This window comes from Streptomyces sp. NPDC047869 (genome assembly GCF_040704065.1).
Taxonomy (GTDB): domain Bacteria; phylum Actinomycetota; class Actinomycetes; order Streptomycetales; family Streptomycetaceae; genus Streptomyces.
Genome location: NZ_JBEYRK010000035.1, coordinates 48,169 through 64,132 on the forward strand (window position 1 = coordinate 48,169; position 15,964 = coordinate 64,132).

Consider the following 15,964-nt stretch of genomic DNA (forward strand, 5'->3'; position numbering starts at 1 on the left):
CGGCCCGCTGGCCTCGCTACGGGTCCGGCCGGTCAGCCGGCTGCGCAATGACGAGGTGCGGGGAGGTGCGGCGGACGTGGACGCGCCCGCCGTAGACGATGCGGGAGCCGGGGCGGGATCCGGGGCGGCCGGGGGCTGCGAGGGTGTGCTCGGTTGCGGTTCCGACCGCTCCGGTTCCGGCGACGTGACCGTTGGCGTGCTCGCGGCCGACGGATCGTCCGACCAGCCCAGGTACGCGCCGCAGTTGCCGCAGAAGTCGTCCCCGGGGTTGTTGGACGCCCCACAGGCGGGACATGCGCGCATGGCGTCACCTGCCTTCGTCGGAGGGTGGGCCGGGCAGGACCTCCACCCGGCAGACGGTGTGCACCGGGCACATAGCCCGGACGATCTCGCGGACGCGGTGCACGTCCACCTGCGCCTCGCGGTCCGGCCACACCCGGACCAGGGGCTCGCCGGGAGGCTCGGGCGGCAGGTCGGCTCCGGCGGTGTTCGACCACCACGCGCCGCCGTCGTCGGTCACCTCGGCGTGCACGCCGAGCGCGAGGTGCAGGGCTTCGACCAGGCCGCGCCTGGTGCCCCGCCACCGGTGCAGCTCCACCGCGCGGACAACCGCCTCGCGGCGCAGTTCCACGGCCCACTGCGGGTCGTCGTCGGCGCCCACCCAGGACGCCAGCCAGGCCAGGAAGTCCGTCGGGGTGACCCGGGGATCGAGGTAGGCGGGCAGGTTGTCGAGGGTCGCGAACACCGGGGCGAGGACGGTGTCGAGGCCGGCGGTGAAGCGCTGCGCGAAGTCGTCGTCGGCGTACAGGGCAGGCAGTTGCCCACCGATCGGGTGGCGGCTCGGCAGGTCGGGTACGGCGGCCCGGCTCATCCCCCCGCCTCCGGCTCTACGGCCGTGACGACCACCTGGTGCTGGTAGGAGAAGACCAGCGCGCCCGCGGCCACGTCGACGCGGTCCACCGGCGCGCCGCGCCGCCCGGTGATCGGGTCGGCGGGGAACAGCCGGATCTCCTCGATCAGCGCGTTGCCGGTGGCGCGTTGCAGCACGCCGAACACCTCCCCGTACTGCACCGGCCGCCCGAACGGCCATCCGGTGCCGTCCGGTCCGCCGTGCAGCGGGTTGAGGTGGCGGAACAGTGCGGCGAGCGCCGCGTCGCGCACTCTGTCGGTGTCGCCCGGTGCCGCCGCGAGCCGGGCCACGACGGTGACGCCCTGGTAGACCGGCGGCTCGACGACGAGGCGGGTGCCGATCAGGCGTCGCTCGTCGAGGCTCGCGGTGATCGCCTCGAGCACCTGGTCGGCGGGGACCAGCTGCTCGAAACGGAGCCGGTCGTCGCCCTCGTCGGCGACCGCGTCCGGCACCACCAGGACCCGTACCGCACCCGCGCCGCCCTCCGCGGCGGGCAGACAGCGGACCCGGCGCACCGAGGGCGCCGCCTGGCGGCTGATGACCTCGTAGTCCTCGGCGGTCACCGCGCGCTCCTGCATCCGCAGGGCGTCCGGAGCCCGCAGCTTGGCGTTGGCGAGGGTCTCGCCGGCGACGCCGCCGCGCGCCGCCTCCCGGTTGGTGACTTGGGCGATGTACGGAACGGAGCTGAGCAGCACGGAGATCGCGCCGCGCGCGACGTTGCCCGCCGGGCCACCACCGGTGCGGTAGCGGGCCACCCGGATCTGGGCGCCCTTGGGCGGTACGGCGCCGCACTGCCGCAGCGTGCCGTCGGGCTCGCGCAGCACCGGCGGGAAGCCGAACTCGCCGTTGGTGGCGTCCACGCGGACGTGCCGGTCGTCGGGCCCGGAGCGGCCGAAGTGCTCGACGACCTCCCAGCGTTGCCAGCCCTCGGCCGAGGACACCTCCACCACGGGGGGCTCACCGTCGAGGAGGACCGGCGGGCGGCCGAGCCGGAACGTCTGCCCGGCGACCCCCTCCGAGGTGCCGAGCAGCACGTCGGTCACGGTCTCGGCGTGTTCGACGGACATGGTGCCGCCCACGGTGAACACCGCCGCCTCGCGCACCGTCGGGGACTCCGAGTAGAACGGCCGGCCCGGCTCCGCCTCGGTGACGCGGCAGCGCAGCCAGCCGGCCCGGGCGCCGCCGATCACCGACGCCGTGTGCCCGGCCGGTACGTAGACGATGACCTCGCCGGGCCGGTTCAGGCCGCCGGTGGTGTCCTCGCCGGTCTCGCACACCCGCCAGCCGCCGCCGTCCCACGCCTCCCACACCAGCGGGGGCTGGCGCGGGTCCACGCCGACGCCCTCGACGCGGCTGTCCAGGTGGAACGCGACGACGCAGCGCGGCACCGCCGTCGGCAGGCCGAACAGCAGCGCGTCGCCCGGCTCCGGTGCCGCCTGGAAGCAGGGCACGTCGCTGCCCTCGTTGATCTCCCTGGTCCGGTCGGTCTGCTCGCCGGTCCGGGGCGCGGTCACCAGACGCGTCAACTCGCTGGGCACGACGTGCAGTTCGTCCGTGGTCGCGAACACCACGGGTTCGTCGATTTCGCCGCGCACGGTCGTGACCTCGGTGCCCGCGGGCAGCACCACTGTGTCGGGCTGCGGCGCCGACAGCCAGAAGTCGACCTCGGCGCCGGCCGCGGCCGGCGGGAACAGCCGGATGTCCAACAGGTCGAGGAACGCGGTGTAGTTCTTGTCCGGGACCCGGTTCAGCCGGTACAGCAGCTGGTCCACGAGATAGGCGAACGTCTCGATCAGGGTGACGCCCGGGTCGGAGACGTTGTGGTCGGTCCACTCCGGGGCGCGCTGCTGCACGTACCGCTTCGCCTCGTCGACGAGTTGCTGGAACCGGCGGTCGTCCAGGTTGGGGGAGGGCAGGGCCATCAGTCGGCGACCAATTCCTCGGCCCCCTCCTCGGAGGGGATCGTGTAGAAGGGAAAGACCAGGTTGCGCCGGTCGTTGGTGGAACGCAGGGTGTAGTGCACGTCGATGTAGAGGGTGCCGTCCTCGATCGCGTCGAAGGCGACCACCACGTCGTCCACCGCGATGCGCGGCTCCCACCGCTCCAGGGCCTCGCGCACCTGCTGCGCGATACGTCCGGCGGTGGCGCCGTCGCCGGGAGCGAAGACGTAGTCGTGGATGCCGCAGCCGAACTCGGGGCGCATCGGGCGTTCGCCGGGTGCCGTGCCGAGCACGAGGCGGATCGCCTCCTCGATCTCCTGTTCCCGCTCGACCATGCCGATGCCGCCGGTCGGCCCGACCCGCAGCGGGAAGCCCCAGCCCCGTCCGATGAACCGCTCGCTCATCACACGCCCCCGATCAGGACGTTCATGGCGCCGGTCACGATCTGCGCGCCGCACGACGTCTGGTCGCGTGCGCGTGCGGCCGGCAGCCCGCCGATGAGGACCATGCCCGCGGTGACAGCGGCCGGGTTGGGCATGATCACGTTGCCCGGTCCCAGGGCCAGGTGCGGGGGCATGGCGCAGGTGTGCACGCTGCCCACGACCGCGGCGGGGCGGCCTCCGATCAGCACGGTCGCCACCTTCAGGGCCGCGCCGGGCGGCGGGGTGGCGATCACACCGCCGTGGTTGGTGGGGTCACCGGTACGGGCTGCGGCTGGCATGCGGTGCTCCTTGCGGCAGGTAGGGGACTGAGGTCAGTTGATCCGGATGAGCTTGGCCTTGAGGACGCCGAGCAGGCCACCGTCGACGGTGACGCCCGTGCGGCCCTTGATGTTCACGTACTGGCTGCCGTCGATGTCCACGGTGCGGCCGCCGATCTTCACTCCGACCCTGCCGTTGATGTCCACGTTCCGGCCCGACACGCTCACGTCGCCCTGTCGTGCGTCCAGGGTGATGCCGTTCTTGTCGAGCACGACGGAGGAGAGGGGTTTTGTACCGCCCTTCGCGGCGTACACCGTCAGCTCGATCCGGTCGCGCCGGTTGTCGAGGAACACTTCCAGGCGCTCGTCGGCGGATCTGAGCCGGACGCCCGACCTGCCCGGAGCCCTCGCGTCCAGCAACTCGACCCGGTGCCCCGAACGCGACACGACGGAGCGGCGGTTGACCTTTCCGGTGGTCTTGTCGATCAGCGGGATGTCGTGCGGCGACGGCTTGTCCACGCCGTTGTAGAGGCCGCCGATGACGTACGGGCTGTCCAGCAGGCCCTGTTCGAAGCCCACCAGGACCTCGTCGTTGACCTCGGGGCTCACCACTCCCCCGCCGCCCTTGCCGCCCCACTGCACGGTGCGCACCCAGTCGGTGACGTATGTGTCGTCCAGCCAGGGGAACTTCAGCCGCACCCCGCCGTTCTGAGCGCCGCCCTGCTCGCGTACGTCCGTCACCACGCCGATCGCCAGACCCGGCATGCGCGGGCCGCGGCCCGGCGCGTTGGCACCGGTCACCAGGCCCGTCAGGGAGCGGTCCGGGCTGGCGCTGACCCACACCGTCGTCCGGTATCCGCCGTGCGGCTCCAGGACGTGCTGCACCGCCGTCGCCGTGTACTTGCCGGAGAACGCCTGCCCGACGTTGCCGAGCGCCACGGGCTTGCCCGCCCGCAGCCGGGGGTTGCCCTCGGCCAGCACCTCCAACTCGGCGAACCCCGCGCTGACCTGATCGGCCACGGCGTCGGCGACCGCGGTCGTCTCGGCCTGGGTGCGATACGGGGTGTCCGTGACGGTCAGCTTCGACGACGTGCCGAACCGGGCGGCGAGCGCCGGGCTCAGCCCCGGCACCACCGTGTCACTGTTCACCGACGGCTTGCGGGCCACCAGCGGCTTCTTGGTGGTGACGTCCCAGCCGCGCACCTCCACCTGCGAGGCCCCGTCCGCGGCCGACAGGGAGGCCCGCAGCGCCAGCAGGTTCCGCCCGTACTCCAGCACCATCGGGTTCCGCGTGGCCGGGGTCGAGGGCGCGGGCGCGCCGGACGCCTTCTCGGGCTTGGTGAACTGCAGCACGCCCTTGTCGTCGACGCGCACCTGCGCGCCGCTCTCGCCCGCCAGGAACTGCAGGAAGTCCCAGTCGGACACGTTCGCCTGCGAGAGCTGCTTGTAGGTGACCGGCGCGGCCTCCACGGTCCCGCAGGTCAGCCCGGCCCCGGCGGCGACCTTGCGGACGATCGCCGACGCCGTCATGTTCCGGTACGCCACCACCTTCCGGCCCCGCTGCAGGCGGTGCGCCTTGGAGTAGGCGCGCACCACGGTGAACGAGCCGGTGCTGTCCCGGTCGACCTCCATGCCGGTCACCTCGCCGTTGAACAGCCGCTCGCGCGCCTGCCCAGACACGGTGACCACCGACACCTTGAGCGGGGTGCCGATGGTGATGCCGGTCGACTGCAGGAACTCGTGGTCGGGGTCGCGGAAGGTGAGCACCGCCGCGTCGGGCAGGCCCACGTTCTCGTCGACCACGCAGCTCACCAGCTGGGCGGCCCAGATCGGCGAAAGTTCGCCGGGCGTCTCCACGACGGGGTCCGCCGCGAACGACCGGCCACCCCGTGCCTCGGGTGTGGTCACCGCTCCTCCTCAGCGCCCGCGTCGCCGAGCCCCGGCACCACCAGTTCGGTGCCGGGTTCGAGCGCCATGGGGTCGTCGATGTCGTTCGCCTCCGCGATGGCCCGCCAGGCCGTCGCGTCGCCGTACTCCCGCCAGGCCAGCAGGGCCAGGCAGTCGCCCGCCACGACGATGTGCGTGCTGCGGGCGGTGCGCGCGCCGGACGTCGGGTTCTGGCCCGGCGGATCGACACTCGCCTCCTCGATAGACAGCGAGCAGGTGGCCCGCAGCGGCTTTCCGTCCACGTCGAACAGCGTGTACGACACCGACAGGCTGGAGAGCACCCCGTCGAAGGAGGTCGTCCGGGCGGTCCCCCATTCGAACCGCACCCAGGGGCTGGCCGGCTTCTTGCGGCCCAGGCTGGCCTTGGTCGGCACGCACCCCTTCATCAGCTTCTCCACCGCCTTCTCCACGGAGTTGTCGTGGGTGGCGGTGGCGTCCAGGAACACCTCAAGGCTCAGCGTGCGCGGGCCGCTGCCGACGAACTCGGGCAGCGCGGACTCCCCCGCCATCCGGGACGGGGTGCGCCGCCACTCGGTGGTCTTGCTCAACTGCAGCGTGGAGGGGTTGAACTGGAGGTTGAGCTGCGTGATCGTCCCGCCGGGCTTCGCGCCGACGGAGGTCGGTGGCTCCTTCAGGGTCAGCTGGGCCCTGGTCCGACTGGAGCGGAGCGCTGCACACATGTCGGGACCTCCTTTCCGGGGGCGTAGGGGTAAGTCTCAGGGGCGGCGGGTGGGAGCGGTGCGTGACGGCGGGTCAGGACGGGCGCAGCCCCTGGTGGGCGATCTCCAGGGTCTCCACCGCCGCCTCGGAGTTGGCGGGGTCGAAGGAGGGTCCCTGCCAGCGCACCGGAACGATCCCGGACACCTGCCAGCTGACGATCCGGGTCAGGTCCGGTTTCAGCGCCACGATCTCGCCGTCCTTGGGCGTCACCCGCTTCAGCGTCTCGTCGAGCCAGCGGGCGATCTTCGCCGTATCGGCGGTGACCGGCCGGCTCAGCGTGATGTTCGACCAGGTCACGCGGCCGGGCAGTTGCCAGGTGAACCCGTTGTTGCCACCCTCTGCGTAGCTCTCCATCTCGACCTCGGCGCCCATGCCGGAGCAGGTGTGGAAGGCGCCCAGGTCGTTGCCGCCGATGGCGAGCTTGAAGAACACGCTCGTGGCGAAGATGTTGTCGGTCATGCGTCCGTCATCCGTTCCGTGCGCTCACGTTCCACGCCCTCAGCGGCGTCCGTCGTAGGGGCGGCCCGTGCGTTCCCGGCCGCGCCGCAGCTCGGTGCGGAGCAGCCGGGCCATCGGGTCGAGCAGGCGCCGCGCGAGGTCGTCCAGGTCGAGACCGGGGTCCTTCGGTGCCTCGGCGCGCTGCTCCGCGCTCTTGCCGGAGGCGGATGAGGTGGAGGACGAGCGCGAACGGCCATGCGTCGGGACTTCCTTCGCCGCGTCGCCCATGAGCAGGCCGGCGGCGGACGGCGTGGCGGCCGGTCGCGAACGTTCGCGGACCCGGTCCCGCTCCGCCTTCGTCGTTGCCCCCATGAGCAGGCCGGCGCCGCTGGTGTCGGTGATGTCGCGCTGAACGGGGGTCGCCGCCCGGCCGCTCCCCCCGGTCACCGGAAGAACCACGGGGACGGGCTGAGCCGATGCCGGGGCGTTCGCCGGGCGGTCCGCGAGCGGCGGCGCCTGCGGGGCGGTGACCGGCAGGGATCCTGCCGGGACGGCGGGGGCCGAGCCGACCGGCCCCTGACCCGGCGGTGCGGGCCGGACGACCGGGACACGCTGGACTGGGCTGGGGGAACCTACCGGACCCGCCGAGTTGGCGCTTCGTACGCCCGAGTTCTCCCGTCCCGCGGGCGGCGCGGCCACGGCCCGCTGGACCCGCGAGAGCGCCGGGGCGACCGGGGACGGCCCTGGCGTCGGACGCCCGGGGTCAGCCTGCGGGGCAGCCGCTACGCCCGGCCAGCGCGCCGCCACCACGGGACGGCCGCCGGAGCGGGCGGCGACGGGCGGTGCCGCGCCCTCAGTGGCCCGGGTGCTCAGGGTGAGCGGGCGGGCGGGGAGCAGTTGGAGGGTGCGGGGTGCCGCCGGGCCGGAGGGCGCTCCGGGGCGGGTGACGGTGAGCGGGGGCGCACTGTGCGGCTGAGCGCCTCCGGTCGCCACGGCTACGGCTCGGGGGACGACGACCAGGCTCGGCGAACCGGGGGCCCGGGTCCGCTGCCCGCCGGACGGGGCCTGACCGCCGGACCCCGTACCGGGCAGTCGTACGTCTCCTGCCGGGCTTTCCGGGGTTACGGCAGCCGCGGGTGCTGCTGCGGACGGCATCACCAACGGCGTTGCGGACCCGCTCCCGTGGTCCGCGACGCCCGGTGACGCGACGCCCCCGGCAAAGGAGTCGTCCGCGGGACGGCGCTGGACTACGTCGCCCGCCCCCAGCAGCGGCGCGTCCGCTCTGGCGGTGGAGGGTCTCCGGTCACCAACTGCCGTAGAGGACGGTGGAGTTGTCTGGTACTTGCCGTCCTGTTGCGCCGGAGCACGCTGGACTGCGGGAGCGGGAGCGCGGGATGCGGTGGCGCCGGGCACATCAGCGCTGGGCGGCAGCGCGGACAGCGGAGCGCCCAGGCCGCCGCGGACGCCGTTGGGGGCGCGGTGGACCGTTCCCTGGGCGCCGCCGTATTCGTGCGGGCGCGAGGTGCCGGCCGTGTCGTCCGCCTGGCGCTGGACGACGGGCAGCGCCGCGCCGGGCACGGTGCTTGAAGTGGGGGCGGTGGAGCCGGGCAGCTCGGCGCTGGGGGGCAGCGCGGACAGCGGAGCGCCCAGGCCGCCGCGCACGCGGGCGCCGTCCGGGGCATTCTGCGCGCCGCTGTCGTGCAGGCGCGGCGTGTCGGCCACGTCGTCCGCCTGGCGCTGGACGACGGGCAGCGTCGGACCGGGCGAGGTGCCTGAACTGAGGGCGGTGGTGCCGGGCAGCTCGGCACTCGGCGGCAGCGCGGACAGCGGCGCACCCAGACCACCGCGCACCCGGGCGCCGCCGGAGGCAGCCGGCTCCGTCCCCTGCGCACCGACCACATCCGAGCCCTCCGCCTGGTGCCGGACGACAGGCAACGCCGGGCCGGACGCGGTGTGCGGCGCCGGAGCGTCCTCCGCCAACGGCGCGGCCGGAGAGAGCAGTTCGCGCGTCGGGGCGCCGAGGGGCACGCGGCTTGGCTCGCTCGTGGCGGCGCGCTGTACGGCGGCGGTGGTGGCGTTGCCGGCTGCCGGAGTGGCGGGCCGCAGGGCGGTGACGCGGCGTACCGGTCCGGACACGCGCCTGGCGACAGTCAGGGAAGGTGCCACCGGGACGGCCCGGACGGCCGGGCCGGAAGGCGTACGGCCCCCGGAACCGGACGGCGCTTGCGACACGGGCCGGGTCGCTCCACCGCCTGCGGCTGCGTCCGGGAGCACCGACACACGCCGTACCAGAGGAATCGCCGGAGCGGCCGTCGTCCGATGGTCCGGGTCGGAGGGGGTCACGACCGGATCGGCACCCGGCGGCGCGGCACGCTGGACGGGCGGCGAGGATGGGGAGAGCGCGGCGGGGGAATCGGCGGACGTAAAACCACGGGTCTGTGGGGAGTCGCCCGAACTTCCCGTCGTTACCGCGCTGTTGCCCCCAGAGCGCGCCACCGCGGGCTTTTGCCCGGATCTTCCGTCCGCCGGTCCAGTACGGCTACGAAAAGTCTGTGGGGCGACGGATGCCGGACTCCCGGCGTCCAACGCACCGTCCGCCTCGCCACCCGCCCCCTCCGGGCGCAGCGCCCGGAGCAGCAGTGGACCCCCGCCGACCCGGGTGGCCTGCGGGGTGGCAGGACGGGCGACGCCGCGCACCAGACCGGTCGGGGCGGCGGACAGCACCGCGTGGCCGAGACCCGAGTCGAACGACGGGTTCTGCCAGGAGGCGAGGCCCGCACGGAAGACGAGCCCGTCGCTCACCCCGAGCAGGGAGCGGGCCACGGTGAGCTGCGGCGGCGCGGCGCGACGCCAACCGCCGTCCCAGTCGCCGGGCACGGAGGAACCCCGGCCGCCGGACTCGCCGCGGTCAGTACCGTCGCCGGATGTGCCCCGGTCCGGGCCGTCGCCGGCCGGGCCATTCTCCGCGGCGCCGGAGCGGTCCGCACCCGGACGGCGTGCGGTGTCCGGCGCGGCGGCCCGGCGACGCAGCCTGTCCCGCCATGCCATGCGTTCAACCGCCTTCGTTGACACGGGTGTTGATGCGAGCGATCTCGGCGACCCACTGCCGGCGCTCGTCGTGGGTCAGTTCGAGGATCTCCTCGCGCTGCCAGTGGAAGTGGTAGGCGATGTACGCGATCTCCTCCCGGAGCCGGGGAAGGGCGTACGTCACGATTCCCCCAGGCGCCCACCCGAGAGGTCGACCTCGAAGCCGCCCTCGCAGTGCGGGCAGGTCACCGCGGCGCGGGTGTGGCCCTCGCTGTTGACCCGGCGGTAGAAGTCCTGGAGGAACGCGACGTCGGTGGCGTACATCCGCTCCACGACCCCGGCGTGCACATCCGTGATCGAGCCGATCCGGGTGATTACCTGGCTCAGCAGCACCACGCTCAGGTACGCCGGGTTCTCCTTGACCCGCAGGTCGATCTGGGGCCGCAGTTCGTCCCGTGCGGTGGCCAGGCGCATCGAGCCGTGCCGGTGCACCGTGCCGTCGTCGTCCACGTACCCGCGCGGCAGCTCGAACTCGAACTCCGTGCGCAGCCCGTGGTCCTCCCGGCGCGGCGGGGCGGCGGCCGGGGTGGCCGCCGCCTGCTGCTCCGGCGTCTGGGCGGGCGCCGTCGCCTGAAGGATCTCCTCCAGGTTGCCCGCCGTGACCGTACGGCGCCTCATTCGACGACGATCTCCTCGAACGTGATCGTGACGGACTCGGTGGCCGGAGCGGACTCGCCCGCCTTCAGCGACGGGCCCTCCCACTTGGAGGCCCAGCCCTGCATCAGCTGAATGCGGCGGACCGTGTTGCCCTCGGTGTCCTTGATCTCGATGGTGAGGTTCTGCCGCGCGGTGTTGACGGCCCCGTTGTTCAGGGTCTCCTTGATCCACTTGGTGAACTCGCTGCTCTGGTCGAGTCCCCGGGTGATCGTGATCTCACCGGCCTGCCGCGCTCCGGGCTGCTTGCGGATGATCTGCTTGCCCTCGGCGCTGACCTGCTTGACCTCGACGACCTCCTCCTCGACGGTCAGCCCGCTGATCTCCTGGATCGACTCGACCAGGTAGCCACCGAGCTGCACGCCGAAGACGTGGGTGGAAAGAGCATCGCCCGTTGCCATGACTGTCTGTCACCTTTCCTTGCTGACCCGCAGGTCACTCGTCGATGAGGCTGGTGCTGTCGGAGAACTGGGCCAGCCGGAACACCACGAACTCGGCGGGCTTGACCGGCGAGACGCCGATCTCACACACGACGCGGCCCTGGTCGATGGATTCCTGCGGGTTGTTGTCGCGGTCGCACTTCACGTAGAACGCCTCTTCGGCGGTACGGCCGAACAGGCCTCCCCGGCGCCACTCCTCGGTGAGGAACGCGGTGACGTTGCGCCGGATGCTGGACCACAGCCGGTCGTCGTTCGGCTCGAAGACCACCCACTGGGTGCCCAGGAGGATGGATTCCTCCAGGTAGTTGAACAGGCGGCGCACGTTCAGGTAGCGCCAGGCCGGGTCGGAGGAGAGGGTGCGGGCACCCCAGATCCGGATGCCCCGGCCGGGGAAGGCCCGTACGCAGTTCACGCCGATCGGGTTCAGCAGGTCCTGCTCGCCCTTGCTGAGCCGGACCTCCAGGTCCACCGCGCCGCGGATCACCTCGTTGGCGGGCGCCTTGTGCACGCCGCGTTCGGCGTCGCTGCGCGCCCAGACGCCGGCGATGTGACCGCTCGGCGGGACGGTGGTGTTGTGCCCGGCGGCCGGGTCGAAGACCCGCACCCACGGGTAGTAGAGGCTGGCGTAGCGGGAGTCGTAGCCCGCCTCGTCGTTGCGCCAGGTGCGCACCTGCTGCGCGGAGAGCCCGGGCGGGGTGTCCAGGACGGCCACCCGGTCGCCCATCTGCTCGCAGTGCGAGATGACGGCGAGCTGCACGGTGCGTACGCCCTCGGCGTCGATGTCGCCGCGCCGGTGGGCGCTCATCAGGTCCGGCACGGCGACCATGGTGATCTCGTCGATGGTCTCCAGGCCGGCGAACCCGGTGCGGGCCGCGGCGTCGCCGACATACTCGGCGGGGTCGAGGCCGACCACCTCGCCGGAGCCGTTCGCGGCGGCCCCGCCCGGGGCGTCGGGCAGGGCCACGGTCTGGGTGGCGGGCTTGCTCTGGGCGGCGCCCCGCTGCTCGGTGACCTCGATCAGGTTGGAGGCGCGGGCCTGGTTGACCAGGTACCCCCTGACGTTCTTGCGGGTGGAGGCCTCGTAGGTCTCCACCACTTGGTCGCCCTGGCGGACCAGGACCTTGAAGCGGTCCTCCGGCGGGTTCTCGCCGTCCGCGTCGGCGATCTCCACCGACACGCCGGAGACGCCCGGCTTGGCCGCGACCAGGAAGCCGCCGAGCTCCACCGCCTCCACGGCCTTGGTGGCCTGACGCCGCTGGCCGCCGCCCACGGACGGGGCGGTGGCGTCCTCGGCGGAGCCGCCGATGCGCACCACGTACGCGGCGCCGCCGCCGTTGGCGAAGTAGCCGTAGACCGCGTGGGCAAGGTAGGTGCCCTCGGTGAAACCACCGAACGCCTGGGAGTACTGGTCCCAGCTGGTGACCAGCGTCGGCGCGTGGAAGGGGCCGCGCTCGGCGAACCCTACGAACGCGGCGACGGCGGTGCCGACCCCTTCGATCGGTCGGGCACCGGACTGCACCTCCTCCACGTACACACCCGGGGTGAGGTACGTCGGCATGCTGGCTCCTTCGCGTCCTACGGGTCTGTCAGCTGTGTCCAGGCCGAGTCTGCGCGGGGGTCCGCCGGGGCGACAGGGACGTGCGGACCTCGCCGGGGGCAAGGCCGCTGCCTTTCCCGGCTAACTCACGTTCGTCAGGTCCACCAGCCACGACCTGTTGCCCGCCGCCTGGGCGTCGATCGGCACCGACGCTTCGGGGTTGTCGGGGTCGAAGGCCGAGGTCGCTGTGTGCGTGACCTCGGGGCTGGTCCAGGCGGGGAGATTGGTGTTCCAGCGGCCCGTGTTCCGCGCCACCTTCCAGCGGAAGCTCACGCTGTACGACTTCAGCCAGTATCCGGAGCTCATCCGCGCCGACGTACTGAAGCCGGGGTCGTCCGTGAAGGTGATGGCGTCCTGAGCGTCCGTGATGACCGCGTTGGTGTAGTTCGGTCGGTACGGGCCGTCCTGCACCCAGTCCCGTGAGGACGGCACCTCGCGGTGGCCGTCGTCGTTGGCGATGATCTGCACGTTCTGGTCGGTGACCTGCTGCCAGAAGTGGTAGTTGCTGGACACGCGCTGGGGCGCGTTCGCCGGATTGTGCAGCACGGCGGCTTGGTTGAATCCGATCTCCTGGTCCGCGTCGAGCCGTTGGCTCGCCGGGCCCGTGTAGGAGGAGGTGAACGTCAGGGTCGGATGGTCGAGATCGGCCGCCGGCTTCTGGCTCGCCCGTGTGTTGCGGCGCTGCGGCGGCGGGCTGTCGCCCTTCAGCTCGGCGGCGGTCCTGTCCCGCTTGGCGGGCATCCGCTGGACGGCGCCGGCGGACGCGGGAGCCGCACCGCTCTCCTTGTCCTCGGGCCCCTGCGCGAGGGCGAGTGGTTTCGCGAGGGCGCGGGTGGCGTTCGCCTCCGCCTCACGTTCGAACCGGTCCGACGGGTCGGAGATCTTCAGCCCGTTGCCGTGATCGGTCCCGGCGACCGGACCCTTGCGCTGCTGGATGACATGGGTGAGCTCGTGGGCCAGGGTGTGCCGGTCCGCCCCGCCCTCTCCGATGACGACATGGCTGCCGGAGGTGTAGGCGCGGGCACCGACCTCGGCGGCGGATGCGCGGGCCGTCGCACCGGTGTGCAGCCGTACGTCGGAGAAGTCCGCGCCGAGGCGGCTCTCCATCTCGTTCCGCACCGGTCCGGTCAGCGGCCGCCCGGCGGAGCGCAGGACGCCGTGCACCGACGAGCGTTGCACCGCGGGCTGCCCGTCCTGCCGTTCCGGGTGCGCTCCGGAGCAGTCTCCGTGGGCGTGCCGCTCCTCCTCGACCATACGGGCCACGGCCGCGTTGCCCACCGAGCGCTGCAGAGCCAGCATCCCGGCCGGGGCAGGTGCCGCCGGCCGTGCCTTCGTCCGCCCCTGTCCGTCGGCCTCTTTTGGTTGCTCGTGGGCACGCATCCGCAGTCCTTTCGCAGGGTCGAAACCCGTAGTACCAGACCCTCGGGTCCCCCGGTGCGGCCGTCGCGGGACTCTGCCCCTTCAGGCAACGGCGTTGTCCCGGGCGGGCCCTCAGGCGCCGGCGGCCTCCGCCAGATACGGCCCGAACTCGCCCTCCAGCACCAGCCGTCCGAGCTTGCGGTACTCCTGCGCCACCGACGTCACCACCTGCCGCATGGTGAGCGGTTCGCCGGACTCCGCCGCGAGGTAGGCCGCGGTCACCGCGCACGCCCGGATGGAGCCGCCGGCCAGTTCGAAGCGGTCCGCGCAGAAGGTGAGGTCCAGGTCCTCGGCCCGGGGCAGCCGGTCGCCCAGGCACCGTTCCCACAGGGCGAGGCGCTGGCCGGCGTCGGGCACCGGGAAGTCCGCCACCACGTCCAGGCGGCGAGTGAAGGCCTCGTCCAGGTTGGCCCGCAGGTTGGTGGTCAGCACCGCGATCCCGTCGAACGACTCCATGCGCTGCAGCAAGTACGCCGACTCGATGTTGGCGTGCCGGTCGTGCGCGTCCTTCACCTCGGAGCGCTTGCCGAAGATCGCGTCGGCCTCGTCGAAGAGCAGCACCGCGTTGACCGCGGACGCCTCGGTGAAGATCCGCTCCAGGTTCTTCTCGGTCTCTCCCACGTACTTGTCGACGACCGTGGACAGGTCCACCACGTACAGGTCCATGCCCAGGTCCGCCGCGACGACCTCGGCGGACATGGTCTTGCCGGTGCCCGACTCGCCGGCGAACAGCGCGATCACGCCGCGCCCCCGGCCGCCGCCGGGCCGCATCCCCCACTGCCCGAGCACCTGCTCGCGATGGCGGGCGCGCAGCGCGAGTTCGCGCAGCCGCCGGTGAGTGGTCGGGGGCAGCACGAGGTCGTCCCAGCCGACTCCCGGCTCCACGCGGCGGGCGAGCCGGTCGAGCCCGGCGCCGTTCTGGGCTCGTACGGCGGTGCGCAGGTCGTCGGGGAGGACCGGGCGGCCCGCGAGGGTGGCTGTGCGCACCGCCACGTCGGCGGCGCGGCGCAACTGCCCGGAATCCAGGCGGTGCGCGGCGACCGCGCGGGCGAGCTCATCGGCGTCGCCGGTCCCTGAGCCGTTGCCGAAGCCATGGCCAGGGCTGTCACCGGCGGCCCGGTCGAGGGCGTGCCGCCAGCGCGCGGCCTGCCGCTCGGGAGTGGGCGCTGGCACGGTCAGGACCACGGGGGTGTCGGCAGCCCACAGCGGGTCCCAGCCGAGGGTGCCGTGCGTGAGCAGGGGAATCCCGCGCAGCGCCGAGCACAACGCCCCCAGCGTGCACGCCCGTTCGGCTGGTTCCCCGGGCAGTGCGTCCAGGGGGCCGAGGACGACCCCGGCACCCGTCAGGCGGGCTTCGAGCGCGGCCACGTGGGCGAGCGCCGGTACGTCGCCGGGGCGCCGGGCGAGTGCCGCTGCGTCCAGGACGAGCGGGCGCAACCCGGCCGCGTGCAGGGCTGCTACGGCCAGCCCCTCGGCGTCGCCGCCCCGGCTGCGCAGTTGGACGAGGCCGGTGCCGGCCGCGGCCGCGGCCCGGTGGACGTCCGCCGCCTCGGCGGTCGGGTCCTCGCGGACCTCGCCGAGCACCCCGGCGAGCCGGGCGTCGGGCTGCGCGCTCCCCAGGAGGTGTCCGGTGACCCGGTCGGGAACCACCAACACCCGGGACAGCGGCGGCCGTTCGGGCTCGGTGACCTCCACCAGACCACTGGCGACCAGCGCCGCTTCGGGGGCCAGCCGGAAGCGCGCGGACGCCGCCCCTGCGAGCCCGCACAGCTCCAGGGCGAGCCCGACCGTGGGCCGACGACGCGTCAGGTCGTCGTTGAGGTAGCCGTAGAGCCGTTCGAACCGTGCGTCCAGGTCGGGCGCCACCGCAACGAGCAGCAGGTCCAGATCCAGCGAGGACAGGCCGAATCGCGCGGCGAGACCGCCGAGGACGGAGCCGGCCGGGGGATCCGGGGGTTCGTGAGCGGGTACGTCGAGGCCGCTCGGTTCGTCCAGGACGCGGGCGACTGCCTCGGGAGTGAGGTACTGGCCACGGTAGGGGTCGTCGGGATCGGGATCGGCGGCGCGCCGGACGGCCACCGCGTGCCGCACCCGTTCCTCGACCATGCGGAG

General features: G+C 73.2%; 14 protein-coding genes. All 14 read right to left on the reverse strand.

Translation table 11 applies throughout. The features are described from left to right. Positions 1 to 307 precede the first annotated feature (307 nt). The 14 genes from AB0924_RS32410 to AB0924_RS32475 all read right to left on the reverse strand — a co-directional run bounded on the left by AB0924_RS32410 (position 308) and on the right by AB0924_RS32475 (position 15,958). Positions 308 to 871, reverse strand: a complete 564-nt coding sequence (locus tag AB0924_RS32410) for a phage tail protein (RefSeq protein ID WP_366913360.1) — start codon at positions 869 to 871, stop codon at positions 308 to 310. Beyond that, positions 868 to 2,832, reverse strand: a complete 1,965-nt coding sequence (locus AB0924_RS32415) for a putative baseplate assembly protein (protein ID WP_366913361.1) — start codon at positions 2,830 to 2,832, stop codon at positions 868 to 870. Before AB0924_RS32415 ends, AB0924_RS32410 begins: the two co-directional genes overlap by 4 nt. Further along, positions 2,832 to 3,254: a GPW/gp25 family protein gene (locus tag AB0924_RS32420; protein ID WP_020938511.1), complete on the reverse strand. Its 423-nt coding sequence runs from the start codon at positions 3,252 to 3,254 to the stop codon at positions 2,832 to 2,834. Before AB0924_RS32420 ends, AB0924_RS32415 begins: the two co-directional genes overlap by 1 nt. Continuing rightward, positions 3,254 to 3,571, reverse strand: coding sequence for a PAAR domain-containing protein (locus AB0924_RS32425; RefSeq protein WP_333774650.1), 318 nt, complete (start codon positions 3,569 to 3,571; stop codon positions 3,254 to 3,256). Before AB0924_RS32425 ends, AB0924_RS32420 begins: the two co-directional genes overlap by 1 nt. Before the next feature lie 33 nt (positions 3,572 to 3,604). After that, positions 3,605 to 5,458, reverse strand: coding sequence for a VgrG-related protein (locus AB0924_RS32430; RefSeq protein ID WP_366913362.1), 1,854 nt, complete (start codon positions 5,456 to 5,458; stop codon positions 3,605 to 3,607). Beyond that, positions 5,455 to 6,177, reverse strand: coding sequence for a LysM peptidoglycan-binding domain-containing protein (locus AB0924_RS32435; RefSeq protein WP_366913363.1), 723 nt, complete (start codon positions 6,175 to 6,177; stop codon positions 5,455 to 5,457). The genes AB0924_RS32430 and AB0924_RS32435 overlap by 4 nt, the downstream gene beginning before the upstream one ends. Before the next feature lie 73 nt (positions 6,178 to 6,250). Further along, positions 6,251 to 6,676, reverse strand: a complete 426-nt coding sequence (locus tag AB0924_RS32440; RefSeq protein ID WP_366913364.1) for a phage tail protein — start codon at positions 6,674 to 6,676, stop codon at positions 6,251 to 6,253. 39 nt (positions 6,677 to 6,715) lie between these two features. Further along, positions 6,716 to 8,791 carry a hypothetical protein gene (locus tag AB0924_RS32445; protein ID WP_366913365.1) on the reverse strand — a complete coding sequence of 692 codons (2,076 nt, stop codon included), beginning with the start codon at positions 8,789 to 8,791 and terminating at the stop codon, positions 6,716 to 6,718. A gap of 916 nt (positions 8,792 to 9,707) precedes the next feature. Further along, positions 9,708 to 9,866 (reverse strand): DUF6760 family protein, encoded by a 159-nt coding sequence (locus tag AB0924_RS32450; protein ID WP_366913366.1) that lies wholly within the window; start codon positions 9,864 to 9,866, stop codon positions 9,708 to 9,710. Then, on the reverse strand, positions 9,863 to 10,360 hold the full coding sequence (locus tag AB0924_RS32455; RefSeq protein WP_366913367.1) for a hypothetical protein: 498 nt from the start codon (positions 10,358 to 10,360) through the stop codon (positions 9,863 to 9,865). The genes AB0924_RS32450 and AB0924_RS32455 overlap by 4 nt, the downstream gene beginning before the upstream one ends. Then, the gene (locus AB0924_RS32460; protein ID WP_020938519.1) at positions 10,357 to 10,797 is read right to left on the reverse strand and encodes a phage tail protein; all 441 of its coding nucleotides are present in this window, start codon (positions 10,795 to 10,797) and stop codon (positions 10,357 to 10,359) included. The genes AB0924_RS32455 and AB0924_RS32460 overlap by 4 nt, the downstream gene beginning before the upstream one ends. Before the next feature lie 34 nt (positions 10,798 to 10,831). Then, on the reverse strand, positions 10,832 to 12,394 hold the full coding sequence (locus AB0924_RS32465; RefSeq protein ID WP_366913368.1) for a phage tail sheath family protein: 1,563 nt from the start codon (positions 12,392 to 12,394) through the stop codon (positions 10,832 to 10,834). Between the two features lie 120 nt (positions 12,395 to 12,514). Then, a complete protein-coding gene (locus AB0924_RS32470) occupies positions 12,515 to 13,732 on the reverse strand; it encodes a DUF4157 domain-containing protein (RefSeq protein ID WP_366913391.1) in 1,218 nt (405 codons plus the stop codon). Positions 13,733 to 13,924: 192 nt separating this feature from the next. Next, positions 13,925 to 15,958 carry an ATP-binding protein gene (locus AB0924_RS32475; RefSeq protein ID WP_366913392.1) on the reverse strand — a complete coding sequence of 678 codons (2,034 nt, stop codon included), beginning with the start codon at positions 15,956 to 15,958 and terminating at the stop codon, positions 13,925 to 13,927. Between the last annotated feature and the right edge of the window lie 6 nt (positions 15,959 to 15,964).